Origin of the sequence: Streptomyces sp. Tu 2975, from assembly GCF_009832925.1 — a bacterium.
Lineage (GTDB): Bacteria > Actinomycetota > Actinomycetes > Streptomycetales > Streptomycetaceae > Streptomyces.
On the sequence record NZ_CP047140.1, the window covers coordinates 5428086 to 5447473 of the forward strand.

19 protein-coding genes are annotated in these 19388 nt (G+C 72.4%); 9 read left to right on the plus strand and 10 right to left on the minus strand.

Annotation, left to right across the window (positions count from 1 at the left end; translation table 11 throughout):
- The first annotated feature begins 115 nt into the window (after positions 1 to 115).
- Positions 116 to 538, plus strand: coding sequence for a VOC family protein (locus GLX30_RS24000; protein ID WP_159692215.1), 423 nt, complete (start codon positions 116 to 118; stop codon positions 536 to 538).
- A 104-nt stretch (positions 539 to 642) separates the two neighbouring features.
- Here GLX30_RS24000 and nirD read toward each other — a convergent pair whose 3' ends face one another.
- Genes nirD through GLX30_RS24015 form a run of 3 tightly spaced genes read right to left on the minus strand, consistent with a single transcriptional unit; the run spans position 643 to position 4797 of the window.
- On the minus strand, positions 643 to 1002 hold the full coding sequence (gene nirD, locus GLX30_RS24005) for a nitrite reductase small subunit NirD (RefSeq protein WP_159692217.1): 360 nt from the start codon (positions 1000 to 1002) through the stop codon (positions 643 to 645).
- Positions 999 to 3599, minus strand: a complete 2601-nt coding sequence (nirB, locus tag GLX30_RS24010) for a nitrite reductase large subunit NirB (RefSeq protein WP_159692219.1) — start codon at positions 3597 to 3599, stop codon at positions 999 to 1001. The genes nirD and nirB overlap by 4 nt, the downstream gene beginning before the upstream one ends.
- A gap of 1 nt (position 3600) precedes the next feature.
- On the minus strand, positions 3601 to 4797 hold the full coding sequence (locus GLX30_RS24015; protein WP_159692221.1) for an FAD-dependent oxidoreductase: 1197 nt from the start codon (positions 4795 to 4797) through the stop codon (positions 3601 to 3603).
- A gap of 360 nt (positions 4798 to 5157) precedes the next feature.
- Here GLX30_RS24015 and GLX30_RS24020 point away from each other — a divergent pair, with 360 nt between their 5' ends.
- Positions 5158 to 5943 (plus strand): TSUP family transporter, encoded by a 786-nt coding sequence (locus GLX30_RS24020; protein WP_159692223.1) that lies wholly within the window; start codon positions 5158 to 5160, stop codon positions 5941 to 5943.
- A gap of 6 nt (positions 5944 to 5949) precedes the next feature.
- Here the strand turns inward: GLX30_RS24020 and GLX30_RS24025 are convergent, their stop codons facing one another.
- From GLX30_RS24025 to GLX30_RS24040, 4 genes are all read right to left on the minus strand, one after another.
- Positions 5950 to 6420, minus strand: a complete 471-nt coding sequence (locus GLX30_RS24025; RefSeq protein WP_159692225.1) for a hypothetical protein — start codon at positions 6418 to 6420, stop codon at positions 5950 to 5952.
- Between the two features lie 2 nt (positions 6421 to 6422).
- Positions 6423 to 6920 carry a MarR family transcriptional regulator gene (locus GLX30_RS24030; RefSeq protein WP_159692227.1) on the minus strand — a complete coding sequence of 166 codons (498 nt, stop codon included), beginning with the start codon at positions 6918 to 6920 and terminating at the stop codon, positions 6423 to 6425.
- Between the two features lie 34 nt (positions 6921 to 6954).
- Positions 6955 to 7611, minus strand: coding sequence for a class F sortase (locus tag GLX30_RS24035; RefSeq protein WP_159692229.1), 657 nt, complete (start codon positions 7609 to 7611; stop codon positions 6955 to 6957).
- A gap of 196 nt (positions 7612 to 7807) precedes the next feature.
- The gene (locus GLX30_RS24040) at positions 7808 to 8311 is read right to left on the minus strand and encodes a hypothetical protein (protein WP_159692231.1); all 504 of its coding nucleotides are present in this window, start codon (positions 8309 to 8311) and stop codon (positions 7808 to 7810) included.
- A 305-nt stretch (positions 8312 to 8616) separates the two neighbouring features.
- On the opposite strand from GLX30_RS24040, the gene GLX30_RS24045 reads away from it, so the two are divergent.
- The 5 genes from GLX30_RS24045 to GLX30_RS24065 all read left to right on the plus strand — a co-directional run bounded on the left by GLX30_RS24045 (position 8617) and on the right by GLX30_RS24065 (position 13727).
- Entirely contained in the window at positions 8617 to 9231 is a 615-nt protein-coding gene (locus GLX30_RS24045) for an NAD(P)H-dependent oxidoreductase (protein ID WP_159692233.1), read from the plus strand.
- Positions 9232 to 9241: 10 nt separating this feature from the next.
- Positions 9242 to 10975, plus strand: a complete 1734-nt coding sequence (locus tag GLX30_RS24050) for an ABC transporter ATP-binding protein (protein WP_159692235.1) — start codon at positions 9242 to 9244, stop codon at positions 10973 to 10975.
- Positions 10972 to 12837 carry an ABC transporter ATP-binding protein gene (locus GLX30_RS24055; protein ID WP_208545475.1) on the plus strand — a complete coding sequence of 622 codons (1866 nt, stop codon included), beginning with the start codon at positions 10972 to 10974 and terminating at the stop codon, positions 12835 to 12837. The genes GLX30_RS24050 and GLX30_RS24055 overlap by 4 nt, the downstream gene beginning before the upstream one ends.
- A gap of 81 nt (positions 12838 to 12918) precedes the next feature.
- On the plus strand, positions 12919 to 13290 hold the full coding sequence (gene cutA, locus GLX30_RS24060) for a divalent-cation tolerance protein CutA (protein ID WP_159692237.1): 372 nt from the start codon (positions 12919 to 12921) through the stop codon (positions 13288 to 13290).
- Complete coding sequence (locus GLX30_RS24065) at positions 13287 to 13727, plus strand: gamma-glutamylcyclotransferase family protein (protein WP_244258272.1); 441 nt, start codon at positions 13287 to 13289, stop codon at positions 13725 to 13727. Before cutA ends, GLX30_RS24065 begins: the two co-directional genes overlap by 4 nt.
- Here GLX30_RS24065 and GLX30_RS24070 read toward each other — a convergent pair.
- From GLX30_RS24070 to GLX30_RS24080, 3 genes are all read right to left on the minus strand, one after another.
- Entirely contained in the window at positions 13714 to 15840 is a 2127-nt protein-coding gene (locus GLX30_RS24070; protein ID WP_159692239.1) for a molybdopterin oxidoreductase family protein, read from the minus strand. The two genes, GLX30_RS24065 and GLX30_RS24070, sit on opposite strands and share 14 nt — an antisense overlap.
- 218 nt (positions 15841 to 16058) lie before the next feature.
- On the minus strand, positions 16059 to 16640 hold the full coding sequence (locus GLX30_RS24075; protein WP_159692241.1) for a TIGR03086 family metal-binding protein: 582 nt from the start codon (positions 16638 to 16640) through the stop codon (positions 16059 to 16061).
- Positions 16641 to 16704: 64 nt separating this feature from the next.
- Positions 16705 to 17358 (minus strand): ElyC/SanA/YdcF family protein, encoded by a 654-nt coding sequence (locus GLX30_RS24080; protein ID WP_159692243.1) that lies wholly within the window; start codon positions 17356 to 17358, stop codon positions 16705 to 16707.
- 92 nt (positions 17359 to 17450) lie between these two features.
- On the opposite strand from GLX30_RS24080, the gene GLX30_RS24085 reads away from it, so the two are divergent.
- Together GLX30_RS24085 and GLX30_RS24090 are read left to right on the plus strand one after the other, a co-directional pair.
- Positions 17451 to 18152, plus strand: a complete 702-nt coding sequence (locus tag GLX30_RS24085) for a hypothetical protein (RefSeq protein WP_159692245.1) — start codon at positions 17451 to 17453, stop codon at positions 18150 to 18152.
- Positions 18153 to 18592: 440 nt separating this feature from the next.
- The gene (locus tag GLX30_RS24090) at positions 18593 to 19345 is read left to right on the plus strand and encodes a sirohydrochlorin chelatase (RefSeq protein ID WP_159692247.1); all 753 of its coding nucleotides are present in this window, start codon (positions 18593 to 18595) and stop codon (positions 19343 to 19345) included.
- Positions 19346 to 19388: the final 43 nt, after the last annotated feature.

Consider the following 19388-nt stretch of genomic DNA (forward strand, 5'->3'; position numbering starts at 1 on the left):
ATTTCCCTGCCGGGGACCGATGAATCACGGCCGGCCCGTCCGTCTAACCCTTCGAACGCACCGGACAGCAACGCACCGCGCAGCGCCGCGGGCACCGAAAGGGAAAGAGACAGCCATGGCTCAGATGATCTTCGTGAACCTGCCCGTGAAGGACCTCGAGGCCAGCAAGGCCTTCTGGGGCAAGCTGGGCTACTCCTTCAACCCGCAGTTCAGCGACGAGTCCGGGGCCTGCCTGGTCTTCAGCGACACCGTCTTCGCGATGCTGCTGACCGAGGCGCGCTTCAAGGACTTCACCAAGAAGGACATCGCCGACGCCGCCACCAGCACGGAGGTCATCCTCGCGCTGAGCGCCGACAGCCGGGAGAAGGTCGACGAGCTCGTGGACGCCGCCCTTGCCGCCGGCGGCTCGCCGTCCAACGACCCTCAGGACTACGGCTTCATGTACGGCCGTTCCTTCCAGGACCCCGACCACCACCTGTGGGAGGTCGTCTGGATGGACGTCGAGGCGATGCAGGAGGCGACGGCGGAGGGCGAGTGACGCCGCGTCCGCCGTCGCCGGGGAATCCGGCCGCTCACGCGTCGCGAAGGTCAGGGCAGTGACAGACGACGCGTGAGCGGAGTCGGGGGAGTGGTACGGGAGGCTCAGGCCACCCGTACCTCGTAGGCCGCCACCGCGACCGACTCGTCGTCCAGGCAGCGCCCGGTCGACAGGTCGAAGCGCTGCTTGAGCAGCGGCGAGGCGACGAAGGGCCGGCCGGCCGCGGAGCCGACCAGACCGCGCGCGAGGACCTGCGCGCCGGTGAACGGGTCACGATTGTCGACCGCGTACGGGACGCCGTCGCGGTCCAGGAACAGCGCCACCTGGCGGCCGTCCGGCAGCAGGGCGGCCACTCCGCGTCCCGGCGTGAGCCGGGACAGCGGGCACACAGCGAGCCACTCGTCGGCGGGCCGGAGCTGGATCAGGACCTCCGTCGTGGCGGGGGCGAGGGTCGTCGCGGTCATCGGGCGGCACCTTCCAGGGTCTCTTCGAGTGAACGGATGGACAGCAGCGGCAGATCGGGCTTGACCTGGTCCCGCTCGGGCACGAACTTCACCGTCGGGTCCGGGGTGTCGGGCGCGTTGACGAACGACACGAACCGCAGCAGCCGCTCGGGGTCGTTCAGCGTCTCGGCCCACTCGTCGCGGTAGCCGGCGACATGGTCGGCCATCAGCGACTCCAGCTCCGCACAGATGCCGAGGGAGTCGTGCACGACCACGTCCCGTACGTGGTCCAGGCCGCCCTCGATGCGCTCCAGCCAGGTCGAGGTGCGCTCCAGCCGGTCGGCGGTGCGGATGTAGAACATCAGGAACCGGTCGATCAGGCGCACCAGTTCGGCGTCGGACAGGTCCTGGGCGAGCAGGTCCGCGTGGCGCGGGGTGGCGCCGCCGTTGCCGCCCACGTACAGGTTCCAGCCGTTGGCCGTGGCGATCACGCCGAAGTCCTTGGACTGGGCCTCCGCGCACTCGCGCTGGCAGCCGGAGACCGCCGACTTCAGCTTGTGCGGCGAGCGCAGGCCCCGGTAGCGCAGCTCCAGGTCGATCGCCATCCGCACCGAGTCCTGGACGCCGTAGCGGCACCAGGTCTGCCCCACACAGGACTTCACGGTCCGCAGCGCCTTGCCGTACGCGTGGCCGGACTCGAAGCCCGCGTCCACCAGCCGGGCCCAGATCTGCGGCAGCTGGTCCACCCGCGCGCCGAACAGGTCGATCCGCTGACCGCCGGTGATCTTCGTGTAGAGACCGAAGTCGCGGGCCACCTCGCCGATGACGATCAGCTTCTCCGGGGTGATCTCGCCACCCGGGATGCGCGGCACGATCGAGTACGAGCCGTTCTTCTGCAGATTGGCGAGGAAGTGGTCGTTGGTGTCCTGGAGCGCCGCCTGCTCGCCCTCCAGCACATAGCCGCTCGCTCCGATCGTGGGCGCCAGCGAGGCGATGATCGAACCGACCGTCGGCTTGCAGATCTCGCAGCCGTTGCCGCCGCGGGCGGCCTCCCGGCCGTGCGAGTCCAGCAGCTGCTGGTACGAGGTGACGCGCAGGGCCCGGACGATCTCGTACAGCTCCTGGCGGGTCTGGCCGAAGCAGCCGCACAGGCCCTTGTCGACCTCGACGCCGGACGCCTCCAGCTCGGCGTTGACGAGCTGGCCGAGCACCTTGACGCAACTGCCGCAGCCGGTACCGGCCTTCGTGCACTTCTTGACCTCCGGCACGGTGGTGCAGGAGTGCTCGGTGACCGCGCCGCGGATCGTGCCCTTGGTGACGTTGTGGCAGGAGCAGATCACGGCCTCGTCGGGCAGCGAGGCAGGCCCGAGTGCCGCCGGCGCACCCGCGCCGGCGGGCAGTACCAGCTGTTCCGGGGAGACGGGCGGAATGCTGCCGGTCAGCGCCCGCAGGGTGCCGTACGAATCGGCGTCACCGACGAGGATGCCGCCGAGCAGCGTGCCCTCGCCGTCGACCACCAGCTTCTTGTAGACGCCGGCGCGCGAGTCCGAGTACACGACGTCCAGGCATCCGTCGGCCGCGCCGTGCGCGTCACCGAACGAGGCCACGTCCACGCCGAGCAGCTTCAGCTTCGTCGAGGTGTCGGCGCCGGTGAAGGACCGCGTGCCGCCGTCGATCACGTCCGCCACCGCCTCGGCCATCTCGTAGCCCGGCGCCACCAGGCCGTACACGCGGCCGTCCGAGGCCAGCGCGCACTCGCCGATCGCGAAGACCGCCGGGTCGGAGGTGCGGCACTGCTCGTCCACGATGATGCCGCCGCGCTCGCCGACCGCGAGGCCGGCCTCACGGGCGAGCTGGTCCCGGGGCCGTACGCCCGCGGAGAAGACCACCAGGTCGGTGGCGAGCTTCGAACCGTCGGAGAGCGCCATGCTGTTGACGGCGCCGTTCTCGCCGGCGAGGACCTCCTGGGTGCCGACACCGGTGTGCACCGAGAGGCCCATGCTCTCGATCGTGCGCAGCAGCGCCGCGCCGCCGCCCTCGTCGACCTGCACCGGCATCAGTCGCGGCGCGAACTCGACGACGTGCGTCTCCAGACCGAGACCCTTGAGCGCCCCCGCCGCCTCCAGCCCGAGCAGACCGCCGCCGACGACCGCGCCGACGCGGGCCGTCTTCGCGTACTCCTCGATCGCGAGCAGGTCCTCGATGGTGCGGTAGACGAAGCACCCCTCCGCGTCCTTGCCCGGCACCGGCGGCACGAACGGGTACGAGCCGGTGGCCATCACCAGCGTGTCGTACGTCAGGCGGAGCCCGGCGCGCGACGTGACGGTGCGCGTGGTCGTGTCGATGGTCTCCGCGGGGTCGTCCAGGTGCAGCTCGATGCCGTGCTCCGCCATGAAACCGTCCTCGACCATCGACAGGTCGTCAGGCGTGTTCCCGGAGAAGTACGAGGTGAGACGCACCCGGTCGTAGGCGGGACGGGGCTCCTCGCACAGCACGACGATGCGTGCCCGCTCGGTGACGCCGCGCTCGGCGAGGGCCTCCAGGAACCGCTGGCCGACCATTCCGTGGCCGACGACCACGATCGTGGGAGTGGTCGCGGGAGTGGACTTCGCAGCCATGTCAGAGGCCTCCATCATCGGTGAGCAGGTGGAGCAGGGGGAGGGAGTCCGGCAGGGCCTCGTCGCCCTCCCAGGCCCGGGCGAGCGCGCCGACGGAGGCGAGATCCCCGAGCAGTACGCCGCCGACGAGCCGGTCCCCGCGGACGACGACCTTGCGGTACGCGCCCCGGGTGGCGTCGGCGAGCTGGACGACGTCGTCCCCCGGGCGGGGGGTCGGGTCGCCGAAAGCGGCCAGGTCGAACGGGCTCGTCGTGGAGGCGAGTGTGAGCCGGGTCAGCGCCCGGGTGCCGGTGTAGCGGGCACCCTCGGCGCGGAGCACCGCGGCCAGCACATCGGCCTGCTCCAGCGCCGGGCCCGCCAGCCCGTGCACGACGCCGTCGTGCTCGGCGCAGTCGCCGATGGCGTGGATGTACGGGTCGGAGGTGCGCAGTTCGTCGTCGACGACGATGCCGCGCCGCACCTCGAGCCCGGCGTCGACCGCCAGACCGACACGGGGACGCACCCCGCAGGCCAGCACCACGATCTCGGCGTCCAGCGCGAAGCCGTCCGCCAGCACCACGGCGCCGACGGCACCGTCGGCGGTCGTCCGCATTCCGCGCACCCGGCACTCGGTGTGCACCTCGACGCCGAGGAGCTCCAGGTGTGCCCGCAGCAGTGCGGAGGCGGAGGTGTCCAGCTGGCGCTCCATGAGGTGCTCGCCCTGCTGGGCCAGCACCACCTTCGCACCCCGGGTGGCCAGCGCACGGGCCGCGGAGACCCCCAGCAGCCCGCCGCCGACGACCACCGCCCGCGTCCCCGGTCGGACCGCGGCGGACAGCGCCGCGCAGTCGTCGAGGGTGCGGAAGGGGTGGACGCCGTCCGGGAGTCCGGGACCGAGTCCGCGCAGCGGCGGCAGCACCGGGTTGGAGCCGGTCGCCAGCACCAGGCGGTCGTATGCCACGGAGGTGCCGTCCGCGCAGTGCACGAGCCGACGGTCCCGGTCGACGGCGGTCGCCCGCACACCGCGGCGCACCGGCACCTCGGGCAGCGCGATCACCTCGGGGCCGTAGCGCCCCGCCAGCACCTCCGCGAGCAGCACCCGGTTGTAGGGCGCGTGCGTCTCCTCGCCGAGGACCGTGACGCGGGCGCCCGCGCCGAGCTGACGCGCGAGCCGCGCGCCTGCCGTCCCGCCGCCGATCACCACGATCTCCGAAGTCATGCAAGCAGCGTGCGTCGGCGGTGTTACCCGTCAGGTTCCCTTCTGTTTCCCGCGGGGAACGCTGCGCTCAGCGCGGGTGCCGGGGGCCTGTGAGGGGGCGGGACAGCGCCTGCGGCGGCCTTTCCCCTCCCCGCCGCTTCCCGAAACAGGGCTCCGCCCGGACCCGTACCGCGCTTCGCGCGGTGGCCCCGAGCGCCGGGCGGGCTGACTCTGTCCGGGGGCGGAGCCCGCGGTTACGGGAAGGGGCGGGTAGGAGGACGGCCCCGCTCAGCGGCCCCCACCCCACCCCCGACCTCATGTCACCCTCAAGACTTGGTTGATCATTGGACTGACCCCCCACCCCCTCCATAGGCTCACGCCGTGCCCGACATATCCCTGACCATGGTCGTCTTCCTCTGTCTCGCCGCCGCCGCTGCCGGCTGGATCGACGCCGTCGTGGGCGGCGGTGGTCTGCTGCTGCTGCCCGCGCTGCTGCTCGGCCTGCCGCAGGTGCCGGCCGCCCACGTCCTCGGAACGAACAAGGCGGTCGCCATCGTCGGCACGTCGGGGGCGGCGATCACCTATGTGCGCAAGGCGCCGGTACAGGTGAAGACCGCGGTGCGGATCGGGCTCGCCGCGCTCGCGGGCTCGATGGGCGGTGCGTTCTTCGCGGCTGGCATCAGCAGCGAGGTGCTCCGCCCGGTGATCATGGTCGTGCTGCTCGGCGTGGCCGCGTTCGTGATGCTGCGCCCCTCGTTCGGCGCGGCCGCCGGCGCGGACAAGCGCCGGGTCACCCGTACCCGTACCGTCGTGGCGATCGTGCTCGTCGGCGGCGGCATCGGCTTCTACGACGGTCTCTTCGGGCCGGGCACCGGCACGTTCCTGGTGCTGGCGCTCTCCGCGGTGCTTCATCTGGACCTGGTGACCGCGTCCGCCACCGCGAAGATCGTGAACGTGTGCACCAACGGCGGCGCGCTCGCGATGTTCGCCTACCAGGGCACCGTGCTGTGGCAGCTGGCCGCGCTGATGGCCGTCTTCAACCTGGCGGGCGGCATGTTCGGCGCCCGGATGGCGCTGCGCAAGGGCAGTGAGTTCGTCCGCGGGGTGCTGCTCGTCGTCGTCTTCTCACTGGTCGCGAAGCTCGGCTTCGACCAGTGGACGGCGTGACGCCGGTCAGTACCGGTCGGCGGTCCGCGCGTACGCGGCGTTCGCCCGTGCGATGACCTCGGTCAGCACCCGGCCCGCGACGGCCAGGTCCGCCTCCGGGTTCCCGCCGTACACCAGCGGGCCGAACTCGGTGGCGACCGCGGCCAGCCGGCTCTGCTCCGCGCGGCCGGCCTCGGTCAGTCCGACCCTCGGGCCCTGGCCCGGCAGCGGCTCCAGCGGTTCGAACAGTTCCGTGGCCGGCAGTTCGGCGACGGTGTCCCGGGCCGTGGTCCCGTCGATCTTCAGGTTGGCCGTCAACAGTTCCACGATCCGGCTCGCTTCTGTGGTGCCGCCCTCGGCGGCGGCCGCGTTCAGCGCCATCGACTGGTGGAAGGTGGTGCCGGTGCGGCCCAGCTCACGGTCGAGCAGGGCGCGGGCCGCGTAGTGGGCCCGACCGATGATCTGGCTGTCGAGCAGGATCGGCGTGGTGGACGACATGGTTACTCCTCGGGTGTCGCGGACGTGAACTCGATGGCGTCGGAAGGTGCGTCGAGAGGCGTTTCGAGCAGCAGCCGCAGCTCATTGGTCAGCGCCTGGGTGCGGGGTGCGTCGAGCCCGCCGAGCGGGGCCAGCAGCCGGTCGAGCAGCGTGTGGACCTCCGCGACGGCGCGGCGGGCCTTCTCCTCTCCCGCGGGGGTGAGCGAGAGCTGCACGGCCCTGGTGTCGGCGGGATCGGGCGTGCGCTGAACGAGCCCCGACGACTCGAGCGCGCGGGCGAGCTTGGAGACGTAGAGCGGTTCCAGGCCGGTGTGGTCGGCGAGTTGCCGCTGGCTGGGGCGGTGGCCGGACCGGCGGATGCCGTGCAGCGAGGCGATCAGGGTGTACTGCGCGTGAGTCAGCCCCAGGGGAGCGAGCGCGCGATCGACCGCGACACGCCATTTCGTGGAAAGACGCCAGACCAGGTAGCCGGGCGTGGGGCCCTTGGGTGCTGTGCTCATGGAGCATTACAGTACATGGCTACTATGTCCATGGCTATCTTTTCCGGGCGCCGCCGTTCCGCACGCCGATGAGGTGCCCGTAGGCGACCACGTTGCCCTGGTAGCCGGTCTTCTCCGAGAAGCCTCCACCGCACGTGATCACCCGAAGTTCGGCCCGGTCGCCGGACCCGTAGACCTTCTTGTCGGGGAAGTCGTCGGCCTCGTAGACCTCGATCGCGTCGATCGTGAAGACCGCGGTCCTGCCGTCCGCGCGGAGCACCTCGATCCGGTGGCCCTTCTCCAGGGCGCCGAGGCTGTAGAAGACGGCGGGCCCCTGTGCGTTGTCGACATGGCCGGCCACGATCGCCGTGCCCTTGGCGCCGGGTGCGGTCCCGTCCTCGTACCACCCGGCAAGGTTCCGGTCCTCGGTCGGCGGCACGTCGAGACTGCCGTCGCGGGCGAGACCGAGGCCCATGACGGGTGCGTCGACGTCGATCTGCGGGATGCGCAGCCGGACCGGGTCCGAGGGCGGCAGCGGGTCGGCGGCGGCGTCCGTGTGCTGGTTCGGCCCGGCGGCGAAGGCCTGCGCGGCGGAGGGGACGGGCGGGGTGATGTCGCGGGTGCCGTTGTGGACCAGCCACAGCCCGGCGCAGACTGCGGCGGCCACGGCCCAGCCCTTGGCCCTGCGCCGGGTGCTGTCCTGAGCGCTCAACGGTCCTCCGGCTTCGCTCGCAGCGGGTGCGGCCGGGCGCGGGCCGGGCGGCGCCCGGGCCGGCCGGCCGTACGGGACATGGGGGGCGGCCGGGCGCGGCCCGGATCGCCCGGAACGTCGCCCCGCCCCCGTCGGCTCGAGGCCTGACGGGAGCGGGGGATCCGGCGGGACGAGGAACGGTTGGGGTACCGCTCCGTCAGCCTCTCTGCGCGCCGCTCGCCCGGCGGCGCAGATGGAGCGTTCCGCCCACAGCGGCCGCGGTGAGTACCGCCGCGCCCGCCGCGATCTGGGTGGTGTCGGGACCCACGCTGCCGCCGACGCCTGTTCTGACGTGCCCGCTCGGCTCACGGTGACGCACCTCGAGGTCGCCGGCGGCCTCCTTGCCGTTCTTGCAGCGCACCTCGATGCCGTACGTGCCCGGCCGGGTGTCCTCGGGGACCGTGAACCGGCCCACCGCGACCTCCTTGTGCGTGCCTGGCCGCAGCTTGAACTCGCCGGCGCCCAGCGACCGGGCGTCGCCGACGCCGTGGCCGTTCTTGCCGCAGGCCGTGGTGTTCACGGTGATCTCCGTGCCGGGGGTGGCGGGTGACGGGTACACCTCCAGCTCTCCGAAGTCCGAGGCGTATGCGCCCTGGGCGGCGAGCCCCGTCGTGGCGAGCGCCATCGCTATGCCGGTCAGCAGGCGGGCGGTGGTGCGCATGGGTCCTCCGGAAGCGGGTGGTGCGGTGTCCCGTCTTCTCAGAGGTAAGAGGCACCCGGCCCGCCACGCCTGCTGATGGTCAATCAGTTTCCCTCCGCCGAAACCGCGTGTCGCTCTGGACAGAACACATCACCGCAGGTCGAGGCCGGTACTGCCGCGCTCGGGGGAGTGGCCGGGCGTGCCGTGCCGAACGGGTGAAGGCGGCGTCGGTCCTTCGTCACCGCCGTGCCCCGCGGGCCGTCCGCGCGACTGATCTCCAGGAGCGACTTGACCTCAACCAAACTTGAGCTACCAGGCTCCTCCGCATGGACATCAACACGCCTGACACCACGTCCGACCGTCCCTCCCCGCTGAAGCTCGCCGTCATCATCGGCAGCAACCGTGACGGGCGCTTCGGACCCACGATCGCCGACTGGTTCCTCTCCCGGGCCGCCCGGCGCGAGGACTTCAGCGTCGACGTCGTCGACCTGGCCGACGCCGACCTCCCCACCGCCCTCTCCTACTCGCCCTCGCCCGAAGTGCGGGCCGAACTGGCCAAGCTCACCCCGAAGCTGGCCGCGGCCGACGCCTTCGTCGTCGTCACCCCCGAGTACAACCACTCCTTCCCCGCCGGCCTCAAGAACGTCATCGACCGGCACTTCGGCGAATGGCAGGCCAAGCCCGTCGGCTTCGTCTCCTACGGCGGCATCTCCGGCGGCCTGCGCGCGGTCGAGCAGCTGCGGCAGGTCTTCGCCGAACTGCACGCCGTCACCGTCCGCGACACGGTGTCCTTCCACAACGCCGGCGCCCACTTCGACGACGAGGGCAACCACCGCGACCCCGCCGCCCCGGACGCCGCCGTCAAGACGATGCTCGACCAGCTCTCCTGGTGGGCCGAGGCACTGCGGTCCGCCAAGTCCGTCCGCCCCTACGCGGGCTGAGGGCCCGGCCGTGCTGCTGAGCCTGCTGACCGCACGCCTGGGTCCCTACCGCCGGATGATCGCGCTGGTCGTCCTCCTCCAGCTGATCCAGTCCCTGGCCACGCTCTACCTGCCCACCCTCAACGCCGAGATCATCAACAACGGTGTACTGCGCGGCGACACCGGACACGTCCTCACCACCGGCGCCGTGATGCTGGCCGTCACGGTCCTCCAGGTCGCGGCCGCCGGCGCCGCCGTCCATTGCGCCGCCCGGATCGCGATGGGCATCGGCCGCGACCTGCGCTCCACCGTCTTCCGGCATGTCCAGGACCTGTCCGTGCGCGACATCGGGCGCTTCGGCGCCTCCTCCCTGATCACCCGCACCACCAACGACGTGCAGCAGGTGCAGACGTTCTCGCTGCTGATCCTGACCATGCTGGTCGCCGCGCCCCTGATGTGCGTGGGCGGTATCGCCATGGCCGTGTCCCAGGACGTGCCGCTCGCGATGCTCCTGCTTCTGTTCGTCCCGGTGCTCGCGCTGTCCGTCGGACTGATCGTGCGCCGCCTGCCGCCGGTCTTCCGCTCCATGCAGGAACGGATCGACGTGGTCAACCGGGTGATGCGGGAGCAGATCACCGGCATCCGCGTCATCCGCGCATTCGTACGGGACCGGCACGAGCAGCGGCGGTTCGGCGAGGCCAACGACGCCCTTCTCGAGGCCGGTCTGCGGGCGGGCCGGCTGCAGACCCTGATGTTCCCGACCGTTCTGATCGTCTGGGAGATCGCCACCGTCGCCATCATCTGGACCGGCGGCCACCGGCTCGACTCCGGCTCCCTGCAGGCCGGTTCGATCGTCGCCTTCCTCGGCTACCTGACACAGATCCTGATGTCCGTGATGATGGGCCTGTTCCTCATGATGCACCTGCCGCGCGCCGAGGTCAGCGCGGAACGCGTCCAGGAGATCCTCGGCACCCGGCCGAGCGTCGTCCCGCCCGTCGCCCCCGTGCACCGGCTGCGCGGACGAGGAGAACTGCGGCTGAGCGGCGTCGACTTCAGCTACCCGGGCGCGGAGGAGCCCGTCCTCAGGTCCGTGGACCTCACCGCCCGCCCTGGCCGGGTCACCGCCGTCATCGGCTCCACCGGCAGCGGCAAGACGACCCTGCTGAGCCTCGCCGCCCGGCTGTTCGACGCGACCGGCGGCGACGTCCGGATCGGGGAGGTGGACGTACGGGACCTGGACCCGGCGCTGCTTTCCCGCACCGTCGGACTCGTCGCCCAGAAGCCGTACCTCTTCTCCGGGACCGTCGCCTCCAACCTGCGGTACGGGAAGCCGGACGCGACGGAGGACGAGCTCTGGCACGCCCTGGAGGTCGCCCAGGCAGCGGACTTCGTACGCCGGCTCGGCGACGGCCTCGACGCCCCGGTCTCCCAGGGCGGCGCCAACCTGTCGGGAGGACAGCGCCAGCGCCTCGCCATCGCCCGGGTGCTGGTGGCCGGGCCCGACGTCTATCTCTTCGACGACTCCTTCTCCGCCCTCGACAACGCCACCGACGCTGCGCTGCGCCGGGCGCTGGCCGAGGAGACAGCCGACGCCACCGTCGTCATGGTCGCCCAGCGCGTGTCCACCATCCGCGGCGCCGACCGGATCGTCGTCCTGGAGAAGGGCCGCGTCGCGGGCACCGGAACCCACGACGAACTCATGCGGGACAACCCCACCTACCGGGAGATCGTGCTCTCCCAGCTCACCGAGGAGGAAGCCGCATGAGCGGCACCACACCGGAGCGCCGCGGCCCGGCCGGGCAGCAGCGCGGTCCCGGGGGCATCGGCTCCCCCTCACTGGAACGCTCCCTCCACTTCCGGGCCTCCGGACTGCGGCTGCTGCGTATGACCGCACCGGAACGCCCGCTGGTCATCGGCGTCCTCGCCGCCGGCGCGGCCGCCGTCGCCCTCTCCGTGCTCGCCCCCAAACTCCTCGGCCATGCCACCGACCTCGTCGTCGACGGCGCGGCGGGCCCGGACGGGGTCGACTTCAGGGCCGTCGCCGAGGTGCTGGGACTCGTCCTGGGCCTGGTCGCCGTCTCCTCCGGTACGACGCTGATCCAGATGCGGCTCGCGATGACCGTCGTGCAGCGCGTCGGCCACCGGCTGCGTGAGGAGGCGGGGACGAAGCTGTCGCGGCTGCCCCTGTCGTACTTCGACGAGCAACCCCGCGGGGAGGTGCTCAGCCGCACCACCAACGACATCGACAACATCACGCAGACCATGCAGCAGGCCTTCAGCCAGATGGTGCGGGCGGTGCTCACCATCGCCGGCGTGCTGGCGATGATGTTCTGGATCTCGCCGTTGCTGGCCCTGGTCGCCGTCGCGACGGTGCCGCTGTCCGTCTACGTGGCGACCCTCATCGGCAAGCGGGCCCAGCCGCAGTTCGTCCGGCAGTGGTCGGTGACGGGCAGGCTGAACGCCCATGTCGAGGAGATGTTCACCGGCCACGCGGAGGTTCGCTCCTTCGGCCGCGGGAAGCAGGCCGTGGAGACCTTCGACGAACTGGGCGAGCAGCTGTACGCGTCGAGCCTGCGCGCCCAGGTCATGTCCGGCCTCATCCAGCCCGCCCTCGGCTTCGTCGGCAACCTCAACTACGTACTGATCGCCGTCGCCGGAGGGCTGCGGGTGGCCTCCGGATCGCTGTCGATCGGCGACGTGCAGGCCTTCGTGCAGTACTCCTACGAGTTCAACGGCCCCATCAACCAGGTCGCCGCGATGGCCAACCTCCTCCAGTCGGGCGTCGCCTCCGCCGAGCGGGTCTTCGACCTGCTGGACGCGGAGGAGGAGTCCCAGGCGCCGACCGGCCCGGGGCGCCCCGGGCCGAAGGGGGGACGGCCCGCAGGCCATGTGTCCTTCGAGAAGGCCGCCTTCCGCTACCACCCCGCGGAGCCGCTGATCGAGGATCTGTCGCTCGACGTCGAACCGGGCCGGACCGTCGCCATCGTCGGCCCCACCGGCGCGGGCAAGACCACGCTGGTCAATCTGCTCATGCGGTTCTACGAGGTCACCGACGGCCGCATCCTGCTCGACGGCGTCGACATCAGGGACATGACCCGCGACGAACTGCGTTCCGGCATCGGGATGGTGCTCCAGGACACCTGGCTGTTCGGGGGCACGATCGCCGACAACATCGCCTACGGCGTCCCCGGGGAGGTGTCCCGCGAGCAGATCGTCGCCGCAGCGACGGCCACCCACGCCGACCGGTTCATCCGCACCCTGCCCGACGGCTACGACACCGTGGTCGACGAGGAGGGCGGGGGCCTGAGCGCGGGCGAGAAGCAACTCCTCACCATCGCCCGCGCCTTCCTCACCGAACCGTCGATCCTCGTGCTCGACGAGGCCACCAGCTCGGTCGACACCCGCACCGAGGTGCTCATCCAGCGGGCCATGTCCTCGCTGCGCCGGGGTCGTACAAGTTTCGTCATCGCGCACCGGCTCTCCACTGTCCGGGACGCCGACGTGATCCTGGTGATGGACGCCGGAAGGATCGTCGAGCAGGGCACGCACGAGGAACTGCTGGGACGCGGCGGCGCGTACGCCCGTCTCCACGCGGCGCAGTTCGCCGCGGCCGGGTCCCCCGTGTGAGGCCGTGGTGCGTAACGTGAAGGGCGGGGGCCGCGACGGTCCCCGCCCTTCGTCCGCGGCCGCCGGCCGCCCCGCGGACACATGGCCGAACACCGAGAAGGAGCTCCCGCCGTGGAACCCACCCCCGCCGCGCCGCCGCTGCTCACCGTGATGACCACGACCGACAGCGCGGAGAAGGCCCGGCGGCTCGCCGAGGGCGCCGTGGAGGCGCGGCTCGCCGCCTGCGCGCAGATCTCCGCGCCGGTGACGTCGGTCTACCGCTGGCAGAACCGGATCGAGACCGCAGAGGAGTGGCAGATCCTCCTCAAGACCGCCCCGGCCTGCTACGACGCCCTCGAAGCGCATCTGATCGCCGCCCACGACTACGAGACCCCGGAGATCATCGCCACCCCGGTGGTACGCGCCGGCGCGGCCTACGCGGCCTGGGTGCGGGCGGAGACCATGGCGCCGTGAACGGGCCGCAGCGGCTTCCGTTCTTCGTCTACGGCACCCTGCGGCCGGGCGAACGGAACCACGACCTCCTGCTGCGGGGCCGCACCACCCAGGAGCGCCCAGCCCTGCTCCCCGGTGCGGTGCTCTACGAGGGCCCCGGCTACCCGTACGCCGTCGACACCGACGACCCGGCGGCCACCGTCACCGGCGAGGCGGTGACCGCGAAACCGGAGGAGTACGAGCGTCTGCTCACCGTCCTCGACCGGCTGGAGGAGTACGGCGGGCCGGGACACGCGGCCAATTTGTACGAGCGGGTGGCCCGGGAGGTGCTCCTCGAGGACGGCACGCCGGTACAGGCGTGGGTCTACGTCGCCGCCGAGCGCGTGGCCCGCGGACTGCGGGCCGGCGGCACCCCCGTGGACGGCGGCGACTGGCACGAGGCGGTCAGCCGCCGGTGACCCGCTCCGGCTCGAGCCGGACGGCGCACACCTTGAACTCGGGCATACGGGACGTCGGGTCGAGCGCCGGGTTCGTCACCGAGTTCACCCGGCCCTCGCCCGGCCAGTGGAACGGCATGAAGACGGTGTCCGGCCTGATACCCGTGGTGATCCGGGCGGGCCCGACCGCCCGGCCCCGCCGCGACACCACGGCCAGGGGCTCGCCCTCCGCGACGCCGAGACGTTCCGCCAGCTGCGGGTGCAGCTCGACGAACGGGCCCGGGGCGGCGGCGTTCAGTTCGTCGACCCGCCTGGTCTGTGCGCCCGACTGGTACTGGGCGACCACCCGCCCCGTCGTCAGCAGCACCGGATAGTCGGCGTCGGGCTCCTCCGCGGCGGGCCGGTGCCCCACGGCGACGAACCGGGCCAGCCCGTCGGGGGTGGCGAACCGGTCCAGGAACAGCCGGGGCGTGCCGGGGTGGGCGACCGGCTCGTCCTGGTCGTCCGGCTCCGGGCACGGCCAGAACACGCCGTCCTCCTCGGCGATCCTGCGGTACGTGATGCCCGAGTAGTCCGCCGGTCCGCCCGCCGACGCCCGCCGCAGCTCCTCGAAGACCTCCTCAGGGTCGGCCGGGAAGCCCTTCTCGTGTCCGAGCAGCGCCGCCAGCGCGCTCAGCACCTCGAGATCGCTGCGGACCCCCTCCGGGGCGTCGAGCGCCTTGCGGCGCAGCAGCACCCTGCCCTCCAAATTGGTCGTCGTGCCGGTCTCCTCCGCCCACTGGGTCACCGGCAGCACCACGTCCGCGAGTGCCGCCGTCTCCGACAGCACCACGTCCGCGACGGCCAGGAAGTCCAGCGACTTCAGCCGTCCCTCGATGTGCGCCGCACGCGGAGCGGACACCACCGGGTTCGATCCCATCAGCAGCAGCGACCTCACGTCACCGCCCAGCGCGTCCAGCAGCTCGTAGGCACTACGCCCCGGCCCCGGCAGGGACTCGGGGGGCACGCCCCACACCCCCGCGACATGGGCCCGCGCCGCGGGGTCGTCCAGCTTGCGGTAGCCGGGCAGCTGGTCGGCCTTCTGGCCGTGCTCACGGCCGCCCTGCCCGTTGCCCTGCCCGGTCAGGCATCCGTAGCCGGACAGCGGCCGCCCGGCCCGGCCGGTCGCCAGGCAGAGGTTGATCCAGGCGCTGACCGTGTCCGTGCCCTTGGAATGCTGCTCGGGTCCGCGGGCGGTGAGCACCATCGCGGACGGCGCGTCGCAGAACAGCCGTACCGCCTCACGCAGCTGTGGCACTCCCACGCCGGTGATCCGCTCGACGAGCTCGGGCCAGTGCGCCATGGCGGCGGCCCTGGCCTCCGCCCAGCCGCTCGTCCGGGCGGCGATGAAGTCCTCGTCGGTACGCCCCGCGGCCACCACCTCGTGCAGCAGGCCCAGGGCGAGCGCCAGGTCGGTGCCGGGACGGGGCGCCAGATGCAGGTCGGCCTGCTCCGCCGTCCTCGTCCGCCGCGGGTCGACGACGATCAGCTTGCCGCCGTTCTCCTTCAGTTCCGTCAGGTAGCGCAGCGCCGGCGGCATGGTCTCCGCGAGATTGGAGCCCACGAGGATCACACAGCCGGTCCTCGGGATGTCCTCCAGCGGGAACGGCAGCCCGCGGTCGAGTCCGAACGCCTTGTTGTGCGCCGCCGCGGCCGACGACATGCAGAAGCGGCCGTTGTAGTCGATCTGCGAGGTGCCGAGCACCACCCGGGCGAACTTCCCGAGGGTGTACGCCTTCTCGTTGGTCAACCCGCCGCCGCCGAATACGCCCACGGCATCGGCGCCGTGCTCGTCCCGCGTGCGCCGCAGCCCGTCGGCGATCGTACGCAGTGCCTCCTCCCAGGTGGCCGGTTCGAGCCGGCCTGTGGCGTGGCTTCTGATGAGCGGCCCGGTCAGGCGCACCCGGGAGGAGAGAAGGGAGGTCGAGGTGCGGCCCTTGCCGCACAGGGCGCCCCGGTTGACGGGGAAGTCGGGACGCTCCACCACCTCGACGGCCGTCCCGTCGGCGGTGTCCGGTCGGGGGACACCGCGCAGATTCATGCCGCACTGCAGGGCGCAGTAGGGACAGTGGGTCGGGATGGTCTCGTCGCGCATGACGCCCAGCGTGGAACATCCGTGTTACGCGGGCGGACGCGCCGCATTACGGACGGGGTACGCCTGGCTCAGCCACGAGCTCACGGCGGCGTGAGGACCGACCGTGAGAAGCGTGCCCGTCCCGGTGGTCCCGGCCGTCGTGTCCGGGCGCGTCGGGGCGGGCACTTCCCGCGGGTCCCGGCCGTCCCGGCCGCCCCGGCCGGGACGCGGGCCGGGGTTCAGGCGCGGCGGCCGAGCATCGCCAGCAGCCGGGTCTGCGGGTCGTCGCCCGGTGGCGGCTCGATCGGCGCGGCGAAGAGGCCCGACTTCGACAGCTCCGACGCGTACGGGGCGACCTCCTCCAGGGTGAAGGCCACCAGCGCGTCCGGAAGCCGCTCGTCCGCGCCGATCGCCCGCGACAGGTCCCAGGAGTGCACCACCGCGTCGCTGATCATCTGCGAGCAGTAGGCGGTCGCCGGGGTCTCCCCGTACGACAGCTGGACCGTCCGCTCCAGCGCCCCCTCGTCGGAGAACGCCTTACGGGCGGCGCGCGCCGCCGCGTCCCAGGCCCGGCGGGGCCGGTCGCCGAGGACGTCACCGTCGTACGCGTCGCCGATGTCCTCGATCGTCGCCCCGTCCGTCACCAGGTCCGGCACCCACAGCTGCTCTGCGGTGAGGTGGTTGACGAGATCGCGCACCGACCACTCCGTGCACGGCGTCGGATCGTCCCACTGGTCGTCACGTACGGCGTGCACCCGATCGGTGAACAGGGCCAGCGCCTCGGTGTGCCGGGTCAGCAGCGTTGCCACGTCATGTGTCATGCGGCTCACTTTTCCCTGCCGGGGACCTCGATGCGAGCGTGCGCGGCCGTAGCCTCCCGGCGTGTCAGCCCGCCGCCGCCAGCGCGTCCCGCACACCGGGCTCGCGCTCGCCCAGAAATCGGGGATCCGGCCGGAACACGGCGTCCAGCGACGCCTTGCCCGCCGCGAACATCTCCCGCACGCCGCCGTAGTACCAGGTCGCGTCGTGCGGTTCCGCCACCCCGACGCCGTACGCCTCGACCCCGGCGGACCGGCACAGCGCGACGGCCCGGCGGATGTGGAAGCCCTGGCTCACCAGCAGCGCCCGCTCCACACCGAAGATCTCTTTCGCCCGGACACAGGAGTCCCAGGTGTCGAACCCGGCGTAGTCGCTGACGATCCGGTCGTCGGGCACACCGCGATCCGTCAGATACGTGCGCATGGCGTCCGGCTCGTCGTACTCGACCCGGCTGTTGTCACCGGTGACCAGCACGACCTTGACCTTGCCGGTGCGGTACAGCTCGGCGGCGGTGTCGAGCCGGTGCGCCAGATAGGGGGAGGGCCGGCCCTGCCGGAGACCGGCGCCGAAGACGACCGCGACGTCCCGCGCAGGGGCCTCGGCGACCGTACGGACGCGGCTGTCGGCGACGGCGTGCATCCAGGTCGCGGGCGCCAGACCGAGCACGCACCCCAGCATGACGGCCTGCGCGACGAGGCGTCGCCTTCTCGTTCCTCTCACGAGAAGTCAGACGCCGGTGGAGCGCGAATGGTTGGCCCGGCGGAGCGGAAATGGCTGGCCGGAACGCCGCGCCTGCTGACACGATCATCCCGATGATCGACAAGAGAGCCGCCTCAGCCGCCCGCAACAACGCCGAGTGGTGCGAGGCCATGTGCCGGGCACACGGCCTCGCCGGCGCGTTCGGAGCCCGCGCCTGGACCAGCGCGAGCCGCACGCCGATGCTGTATCCCGACGGGGTGACCCTCACCGAGGACGCGACGGCGGACGACGTTCTGGACGCCGTCTCCACCGGCCCAGGCTGCTCGGTCAAGGACAGCTTCGCGGCCCTGGACCTGTCCGGCGCCGGATTCCACGTCCTCTTCGAGGCCCGGTGGATCCACCGGGAGCCGGGCCTGCCCGCCCCGGCGGCTCCCGCCGGCGTCGCGTGGTCCCGCCTCGAAACGCCCGGCGAGCTGGCGGAATGGGCGGCCGCCTGGGACGGCGGTGACGGTCTGGCGCCCCTCTTCCGACCGGAACTGCTGTCCGATCCCTCGGTCACCTTCCTCGCGGGGCGCGCCGAGGGCCGGCTGGCCGCCGGCGCGGTGGTGAGCCGGGGCGGGGACGCGGCAGGCGTCTCCAACCTGTTCGCCGTCGACGACGACCTCGACGCGGCGTGGGCGGGCTGCCTGTCGGCGGTGGCCGACGCGTGGCCGGGCGTGCCGGTGGTCGGCTACGAACAGGGCGACGACCTGGCGGCGGCGGTGCGGCAGGGCTGTGTGCCGGTGGGTCCGCTGCGGGTCTGGCTGGCGCGGTAGCGGTTGCGCGGAGCGCTCTCGCCTTCCCCCTGCGGCCTCGGCGGCTGAAGCGGGGCACACTTCCCGAACCGGCTCCGCGCGGCGTCTTCGGGGCCCTTCTTTTCCCTGCGCCCGGCGGCGTAGGGGCACCATCGGGCCCCGCGCCTCGAACGCCGGCCAGACCGAAGCGGGCCGCCGCCGCCTCGCCGGGGCCCACCGTGAGGCCCGTGAAAACACCCGTCACCCTCACGCAACACCCCCGCAACCTGCGCCCGCCACCATCGGTGCATGACGGAGCCGGAACACCTTCGTGAGTCCCCGCCCCCGCCCTTCCCGAGCGCAGCCGACAGCGCAGTCGACACCGCCGCGCAGTTCGACACCACCGTCGGCCTGCTCACGCGTATCACCGCTCAGCTCGGCACCCAGCTGAGTCACGTCCGACTGAACGGAACCCGCACCGCATGCCCCCGACCGATCGGCCCACACTCGTCGCCGTCGCCCACGGCAGCCGCGACCCCCGCGCGCTGAGTACCGTCACCGCCCTCCTCGACCGGGTCCGCGAGCTGCGCCCCGGCCTGGACGTACGGCTCGGCCATGTCGAGCTGAACGAGCCGCTCCTCGACGACACCCTCCGTTCGCTCGGCAGCGCGCCCACCGTGATCGTGCCGCTGCTCCTCAGCCGCGGCCATCACGTCAAGCACGACCTGCCGCGGGCCGCGGCCGCGATACCCGGCGGCGACATCCGTATCGCGCGCCCGCTGGGGCCGCACCCGCTCCTCGCGGAGGCGCTCGCGGCCCGGCTCGCGGAGGCGGGCTGGCGGCCGGCAGACGGCTCGAGCCGCAGTGCCGGGGTCGTCCTCGCGTCCGCGGGCTCCCGCGATCCCGAGTCCGCGGCGGACACCCGCCGCATGGCGGAGATGCTGGGGGAGCGGCTCGGCGGCGTGCCGGTCGTGCCCGCGTACGCCTCGGCCCTCGCGCCCACCGTGCCCGCGGCCGTCAAGGCCCTGACGGCGCGCGGCCGCCACCGGATCGCCGTGGCGTCCTACTTCGCCGCGCCCGGCCTGTTCTCCACCCGCAGTGCCGCCGCCGCTCCCTGGATCGCGGCGGAGCCGCTCGGTACACACCCCGCTCTGGCCCGGCTGCTGCTGCACCGTTTCGACCAGGCGCGGGCGCTGCCCCGCGCCGAGCGGCGGCTGGAACTGTCCGCCGCGTAGGACGCCGTGGGCCGGACAGGGCCCGGCTGTCGGCCGCTCCGGT